Source organism: Kitasatospora sp. NPDC004531 (genome assembly GCF_053602195.1).
In genome coordinates, this window is sequence record NZ_JBSGDD010000164.1 from 1 (window position 1) to 7067 (window position 7067).

Genomic DNA, 7067 nt, shown 5'->3' on the forward strand with positions numbered 1-7067 from the left:
GGGGGGCCGCCCCGCGCGGCGGGGGGGGGGGGGGGGCCGCACGGCGCCGGGGTCAGGCCGCCTGGGCGAAGGAGGCGGCGAGACGGGGGATGTAGTCGGCGAAGGCGGGCGCCCAGCAGCCGTAGTTGTGGCCGCCGTCGCAGCCCGGCGACAGCGCGGAGCCGTTGCCGTAGTTCACCAGGCGGCTCGCGACGCCGAGTTGGGCGAGGCGGTTCTTGACGGTGGCGGAGGCCAGGGCCGTGAAGTGGTCGATCGGGCCCTGGTCGCCGGTGTAGAGGGCGATGTCGGTCTCGGCGAGCCGGGCCAGGTTGCCGAGCGCGGCCGGGTTCACCTCGTTCCAGACGTGGTCCGCGCCGAAGATCGGGTAGGGCGAGCCGAAGATCGCGTCGCTGTCGACGACCGGCCCGTAGCCGGTGCACTGCCCGGTGCCGGCGGGGGTGGAGGTGCTGACCGCGCACCACGCGCCGGTCAGGTTGAGCTCGGTGGCCAGCACCGCGCCGCGGATCTCCGCCATCCCGAAGTCGATGCCGCCGGAGAGCGCGGCGACGTGCCCGAACAGGTCCGGGCGGGCCTCGGCGTAGTGCAGTGCGCCGTAGCCGCCCATCGACAGGCCGACGACCGCGCGCTGGGACCGGTCGGTGAGGGTCCGCAGGTTGGCGTCGACGAACGGGACCACCTGCTCGGTGTGGAACGTCTGCCAGTCGGCCGCGCCGACCGGCGTCCGCTGCATCACCCAGTTCGCGTACCAGCTCTTCAGCCCGCCGTCCGGCACGACGGTGATCATGCTGTCCGCGTGCAGGGCCGGTGCGGCCGAGGCGTCGTCCACGGTGCCGCCGGCCCCGTGCAGGAAGTACGTGACGGGCCAGCGCCGGTCCGGCTCCGCGGCGTAGTCGCGGGGCAGCAGGATGCGGATGCGGTGGGTGCCGGCGAGCCGGGCGGTGGTGACGGTGACGGTGAAGTCGGTGGCGGAGCGCACCTCCGGCCGGCCGACCTGGGTGAGGCCGAAGCCGTCGGTGAGGACGGGCGGTGCGTCCTGGGCGTGGGCGGGTGCCGCGCCGAGCAGCGCGGCCAGGGCGGCGGCCGCGGTGGCGGCGGCCGCGACCTTGGCCCGGCGGTACCACGCGGTCGGGAAGAAGCTCATGGGCGTTGTCCTCCGTGGTCGGGTCGGTGGCGGTCGGGTCAGAGCGCGCAGTAGGCGTCGGCGGTGGCCTTCATGGTGTCCTGCTGGCCCTTGGTCGAAGTGAGCAGGTGGTACTCGTTGTTGGCGCGGACGACCTGCTTGCTGCCGTCGTCGTTCGCGTACCAGTCGCTGAAGTAGCCGAGGACGGCCCCGTTGTGGCCCCAGACCCACTGCCCGCAGGGCAGTTGCTGGTGGATGAGGCCCAGCCCGTAGGCCACCTTCCCGTCCGTGCCGACCGGGACGGTGGTGGTGAGTTCGGCCTGCTGCGCGGGCGGCAGCAGCCGGCCGGACATCAGGGCCCGGCCGAACGCGGCCAGGTCGTCCAGGGTCGACACGATCGCCCCGGCCGGCCCGAAGGCCTGCACGTTGGACGTGGTGGCGTCGAGGATGACGATCCCGACCACCGGGTACTCGTAGCCGCGCAGGTAGTTGCCGTGCAGGGTGGGGTCGGTGGTGGGGAAGGTGGTGTTCCGCAGGCCCAGCGGTTCGATGATCCGGTGCTGGATCTCGGTGGCGGCGTCGTTGCCGGTCACGGCCTTGATCACCATTCCGGCCAGCACGTAGTTGGTGTTGGCGTAGCTCCACTGCCGCCCCGGTTCGGCGGTCGGCGCGTGCTGGGCGAGCGCGAGGTCGACCAGGGCCTGCGGCGCCCAGGCGCGGGTGGGCTGGGTGTTGAGCGCGTAGGCGAGCGAGAAGCCGCTGTCCTTGGCGTAGTCGGGCAGGCCCGAGGTGTGGTTGAGCAGCTGCCGCAGCGTGATGCGGCTGCCGTCGTAGCCGTTCGCGGCGACCGCGCCGGGCAGCCGGGAGGCGACGGTGTCGTCCAGCGACAGCCGCCCCTCGGCCTCCAGTTGGAGCAGGACGGTGGCGGTGAACGCCTTGGTGTTGCTGCCGATCCGGAACTGGGCGGCGGGATCGGCGGGCGCCTTGGTGGACAGGTCGCCGACGCCGGCGTGCACGTACTGGACGGTGTCGCCCTGGCGGACCAGGCCGATCACGCCCGGGTAGCCGTCGGCGACACCTTGCAGCGCGCCCGCCTGGAGGAGCGCGGCGGCGGTCGGGGTGCCGGCGTGGGCGGTGCCGGTGGCGGTCACGGCGGCGAGCAGCAGCGCGGCGCCTGCGGCGGCGAGGCGGAAGGGCTTCATCGGACTCCTCGGACGGCGGACGGATCCGGCGGACCCGCGGCGCCCCGGCCACCGGGGCCGGGTCCGGCGCCGCATCGGCCGGGTGCCCTCCGATGCTCGCGCTCCGCCCGCCGCCGCGGACAGGCCAGCCCACCGGCCATACCTGACCGCCCGTCGGGCCCGCAGGTGGTAGGCGGTGCCGTGGATCGGCCGGGACGGCCGGGCCGGGCCGGTCACGGCGGGTCGGCCCCTCGGGTCGGCGGCGCCGGCGGGAGGGCGGCGGGCACGTAGTGGGCGTCGGCCCGGCGGAAGGCGCGGCCGAGGTGGTGCTGCAACCGCACGTGGCGGAACTGGTAGACCGCGCCGGTCCGCCGCAGCACGCCGCGCCGGTAGGCGTCGTCGAGGAAGGCGGCCGGCCGCCAGGGGAGCCGGCCGGTCAGGGGCAGCCAGATCCGGGCCAGGACCAGCCACTGGCCCCAGGCGGTGAAGGCCAGCAGGAAGGCCGCGGTCCCCCCGATCCCCCCGACCGCGCCGATCACCAGGCCGTCCGTCAGCTCCCAGCTGAGCGGACCGAGCAGCCCCTGGAGCGCCCCGGCCACCAGCCGCCCGCCGAAGGCGATCGCGAGGGCGAGCGCCGGGGCCAGCACCAGGAACAGCCGGGCCGCGGTCGCCCGGTTCGAGGCCAGCAGGTCGGCGGGGGTGGCCGCCGAGGCGGTGTCCACCGGGGCCTCCAGCGCGGCGGTCAGCCCGAAGACCAGCCCGGCGGCCGTGCCGAAGATCAACCCGAGGCAGAGCATGTCGATCAGGGTGCCCACCAGCAGCTGGTGACGGGACGGCTCGGCGTCCGTGTACAGCGCCCGCTCCAGGGCGGTCGCGCACGCGTACCCGACGCCCACCAGGGATCCGCCGAGCAGGCCGTGCAGGAACCGGACGGCGAAGGTCCGCACCGGCCGCCGCCCGAGGCCCTCCCGGCCGCCCGGCAGCCGCAGCCGCACCCGGCTCGGCTCGAACACCGCCTCGCCGCCGAGGGCGAGCAGCAGCGCGTACACCGCGCCGAACGCCAGCCCGGCGATCGGCCCCATCAGCGCGCCCTGGAGCAGGACCTCGGCCGCGCCCATCCCGGTGCCCAGGCCCACCAGCCAGTCGGGCACCGCGACGCACAGCGCGGTGGACGCCATGACGACGGCGGTGCGGGTCGAGCGCGGCAGCGAATCGCCCAGCCGCCACCAGGCCAGGTCCTGCCGCTCGTGGTCGAGCCCGTCCAGGTGGTGGGCGAGCCGGGCCAGCCACCGCCGGGCCTGCCCCGCCTCCCACGCCCGCGAGCGGGGCCGGCCGCCCGCGGCGTCCCGCTCGGGCACCCGCCGTCGGTAGACGGCGGGCACGAAACCCGCCAACAGGTGCTCCTCGACGGCCCGTTCGGACGGGAAGCGCTCCTCGTCGAGCAACTCGGCCGGGTCACGGTCGGCCGACCCGCTGTAGACGGCCCGGGCCAGGCCCACCATCAGCGGGGTGCCCAGCACCGCCGCCAGCCGGCCGGCCGCCGGGGTCCGCCCCGCCCCGACCTCCGTCAGCACGGCGTCCCACCGCGACCCGTCCCCGTCGCCGCCGGTGACCGCCCGGGCCGTCCGGGGGAGGTAGTGGACCAGGTCGTCCGGGGCGAGATCGGCCAGCTCCACGGCCGCCGCCCACAGCAGCGGCGCCCGGGCCTCCCGCACGGCGTCCGCGAACTCGGCGCGGCGACTGGTCACCACCAGCGGCAGCGAGGTGGCGTTCAGCACCCGCAGCGCCTCGCCCCGCAGCCCCTCCGCGATCTCGTCGAACCCGTCCAGCACCGGCAGCACCAGATCGGCGTCCACCAGCGCCGCCGCCAGCGTCGACCCGTACGGGCCCCGGCGGGCCAGGTGCGGGTGCTCCCGCAGCAGCCGGTCGACCAGCCAGTCCCGCAGCGCGGTGCGCGTCGGATCCCACGACCCCGCGCCGAGCACCACCGGCACCCGCCCCGCGACGGTCGACGCCCCCAGGCAGTCCAGCACGAACCGCACGGCCAGCACCGTCTTGCCCGAACCCGCCCGTCCCAGCACCACCAGCCGCCCGGACGGGATGCGCCGGTAGACCTCCAGCACGCTGCGCAGATCGCCGTCCAGGTCCATCCGGCGGGGCGGCTCGCCGGGCCCGAGCCGCTGGATGTTCTCCGGACGGTCCGTCAGGGCCGCGGGCGCCGGCCACCACCGCACCGGCAGCGGGAACGGGTCGTGGACCTGGCGCTGCGCCTCCTCCCGCTGCCAGCGGCGCCGCACCTCGGTCGCCAGCTCCCGCACCGCGCCCGCCAGGCCGGCCGGGACGGGGACCGGCGCGGGGGCGGGCGCCGGGTCGGGCGCGGACGGCTCGGGGGCCGGGGTCGGTCGCGGGGGCGGGGCTGCGGGCGGGGGCGACTGCGGTTCCGGCTGCGGGGCCGGGGCCGGTTCCGGCGGCGGGGGCGATTCGGTGCGGGGCGCGGAGAGCAGCCGGGCCAGCAGCCGCCGGTCCTCCTCGCCGATGTCGAGGGCGTCGGCCAGCAGGTGCACCGTGCCCAGCCGGTGGTCGGTGGAACCGCCGCGCTCCAGCCGCCGGATGGTCCGCACGCTCACGCCGGACCGCTCCGCCGCCTGCTCCTGCGTCAGCCCCGCCCGACCCCGCAGCCGGCGTAACAGCGCGCCGAGCTGATCTGCCACCGGACCGCCCCCTCTACTCGCCAGTACGGACCCGGGCGAGCCTACCGGGGGCGACCGGCCACGGATGGCCGGTCGCCCGACCTGTCCGTCGGCCGCCGACCGCGCCACGATCGCTGCCCCGAGGAGCGCGGAGCGAGGAATCGACGTGGCGGACCGCTACTGGTGCGACGAGTGCGGCTACCGCACGCCCCGGCTCGACCCCGGCGACGCCGAGCACCGGCTGCTGGAGCACTGCGCCGCCCATCACCCCGGGATCCCCCCTGGCGGCCAGGTCGAGACCGGCCGCGGCCTCGGCGGCTGTGCGTGCCTCGGCCTGACGGTGCTGCTCCTGCTGCTCGCGGCCCTGGCGGCGGCCTACCGCCACTGACGGACACCCGCCCGGTCGGCGGGCGGAGGTGGAGCGCCGCCGGTTCAGGCGTCCGCGGCGGGCGCGGGCGCCGACGGGGCCGGGTCGGGCAGGCGGGGGGCCGTCAGGCCGGCGGTCAGGAAGGCGACCACCGTGGACAGTTCGGGGAACGGCGAAACGGCCAGCGAGGCCGCGTCGGCGGCCAGCGGCCGGCCGTAGGTCTCCAGGAGGGAGGTGAAGGCGAGCCGCCAGCGGTCGGTGATCTCGTGGACGGCCAGCTCGGGCAGGGCCCGGCCGAGGACGACCTCGAACGGGGCGGTGCCCGCCCAGGGCGAGTTGTTCAGCGGCCGGTCGGCGGCCAGCACGGTCTGGGCGAGCAGGCGGCACAGCATCCGGCCGCGCTCGGTGCGCACCAGTTCGTCGAACGGTTCGGCGACGGCCGTGACCAGCGTCCGCACCTGGGCCGGGCCGGTGGCGGCGCTCCGGCGGGTGGCCGCCTCCAGCCGGTCCTGCCAGAGCGGCAGCAGCGCCTGTCCGAGGAGCGCCGTGACCAGGCCTTCCCGGGAGCCGAAGTGGTAGTGCACCGCACCGGGGTTGAGCCCGGCCTCCGCGTTGATCGCCCGCACCGAGACCTGTCCGACCCCGCGCTCCAGGAAGAGCCGCTCGGCGGCGGCCAGCAGGCGGGCGCGGGTGGAGGCGGGGTCCTGGTTCTGGGCTGTTCCGTCCGGCATGCCGCCATTGCACCACATCAGGTGGAGTTACCATTCAATCAGTGATTGAAAGTCGATTGGCGGGCGTTCGGACGAGCGCCGGACCAGTCCCGTGCGCCCCGTGCGCACAGTGATCGAGAGGTTCGCACCATGGGTACCTACGCTGTCACCGGCTCGGCTTCGGGCATGGGCGCCGCCAGCGCCGCCCTCCTCCGGGAGAACGGGCACACCGTCATCGGCGTCGACCTCCGCGACGCCGACATCACGGCCGACCTCGGTACCGCGGAGGGCCGCCGGTCCGCCGTCGAGGAGATCCTGGCCGCCTCCGGCGGCACGCTGGACGGCGTCGCGGCGGTGGCCGGCGTCGGTCCCGCGATGAAGGACGCCGGCGCGGTCGCCTCCATCAACTACTTCGGCCCGGTCGCCCTGCTGGAGGGGCTGCGCCCCGCCCTCGCCCGCTCCGCGGCCGGCCGCGCCGTGGTGATCGGCTCCAACTCCTCGACCACCGTCCCGATGATCGACGAGCACCTGGTCGACCTGCTGCTCGCCGGCGACGAGGCGGCCGCCCGCGAGCACGCCCGCGCGGCCCAGACGGCACTCCCCGCAGAGCTCGCGCAGACGGCGCCGAGCATCTCCGCCTACGCCAGCTCCAAGTTCGCGCTGGCCCGCTGGGTGCGCCGCACGGCCGTCACGCCGTCGTGGGCCCGCGAAGGCGTCCTGCTCAACGTCATCGCCCCGGGCGCGGTGATCACCCCGCTGATGCTCGGCTCCACCGGCGCGGGCGAGGAGCCGGACGCCGACGACTTCCCCACCCCGATGCCGCTGGGCGTCTTCGGCCGACCCGAGGACATCGCCTTCTGGGTCCACCAGTTCCTGCGGCCGGAGGCCCGCTTCGTCACCGGAGCCACCCTGTTCGTCGACGGCGGCACCGACGCCGCGATGCGCCCGGACGCCCAGCCCACCGCGCTGACCCTCTGAACGGCCGCGTGCCCGGCCCGC

At 76.2% G+C, this 7067-nt stretch carries 6 protein-coding genes; 2 read left to right on the forward strand and 4 right to left on the reverse strand.

Translation table 11 applies throughout. The features are described from left to right. Positions 1-52: 52 nt before the first annotated feature. From ACWEMJ_RS33115 to ACWEMJ_RS33125, 3 genes are all read right to left on the reverse strand, one after another. On the reverse strand, positions 53-1141 hold the full coding sequence (locus tag ACWEMJ_RS33115) for an alpha/beta hydrolase (RefSeq protein WP_452140850.1): 1089 nt from the start codon (positions 1139-1141) through the stop codon (positions 53-55). Between the two features lie 38 nt (positions 1142-1179). Next, positions 1180-2322 carry a serine hydrolase domain-containing protein gene (locus tag ACWEMJ_RS33120; RefSeq protein ID WP_452140851.1) on the reverse strand — a complete coding sequence of 381 codons (1143 nt, stop codon included), beginning with the start codon at positions 2320-2322 and terminating at the stop codon, positions 1180-1182. Positions 2323-2534: 212 nt separating this feature from the next. Beyond that, entirely contained in the window at positions 2535-5012 is a 2478-nt protein-coding gene (locus tag ACWEMJ_RS33125; RefSeq protein WP_452140852.1) for a helix-turn-helix domain-containing protein, read from the reverse strand. Positions 5013-5157: 145 nt separating this feature from the next. On the opposite strand from ACWEMJ_RS33125, the gene ACWEMJ_RS33130 reads away from it, so the two are divergent. Next, positions 5158-5379: a hypothetical protein gene (locus tag ACWEMJ_RS33130; protein ID WP_452140853.1), complete on the forward strand. Its 222-nt coding sequence runs from the start codon at positions 5158-5160 to the stop codon at positions 5377-5379. Positions 5380-5423: 44 nt separating this feature from the next. Here the strand turns inward: ACWEMJ_RS33130 and ACWEMJ_RS33135 are convergent, their stop codons facing one another. Further along, positions 5424-6089 carry a TetR/AcrR family transcriptional regulator gene (locus ACWEMJ_RS33135; RefSeq protein WP_452140854.1) on the reverse strand — a complete coding sequence of 222 codons (666 nt, stop codon included), beginning with the start codon at positions 6087-6089 and terminating at the stop codon, positions 5424-5426. Positions 6090-6218: 129 nt separating this feature from the next. On the opposite strand from ACWEMJ_RS33135, the gene ACWEMJ_RS33140 reads away from it, so the two are divergent. Then, positions 6219-7046, forward strand: a complete 828-nt coding sequence (locus ACWEMJ_RS33140; RefSeq protein ID WP_452140855.1) for an SDR family oxidoreductase — start codon at positions 6219-6221, stop codon at positions 7044-7046. Positions 7047-7067: the final 21 nt, after the last annotated feature.

Bases quoted from the DNA above. Each gene is read 5' to 3' on its own strand.
- ACWEMJ_RS33115 (WP_452140850.1), bottom strand. From the start codon at position 1,141: ATGAGCTTCTTCCCGACCGCGTGGTACCGCCGGGCCAAGGTCGCGGCC.
- ACWEMJ_RS33120 (WP_452140851.1), bottom strand. From the start codon at position 2,322: ATGAAGCCCTTCCGCCTCGCCGCCGCAGGCGCCGCGCTGCTGCTCGCC.
- ACWEMJ_RS33135 (WP_452140854.1), bottom strand. From the start codon at position 6,089: ATGCCGGACGGAACAGCCCAGAACCAGGACCCCGCCTCCACCCGCGCC.
- ACWEMJ_RS33140 (WP_452140855.1), top strand. From the start codon at position 6,219: ATGGGTACCTACGCTGTCACCGGCTCGGCTTCGGGCATGGGCGCCGCC.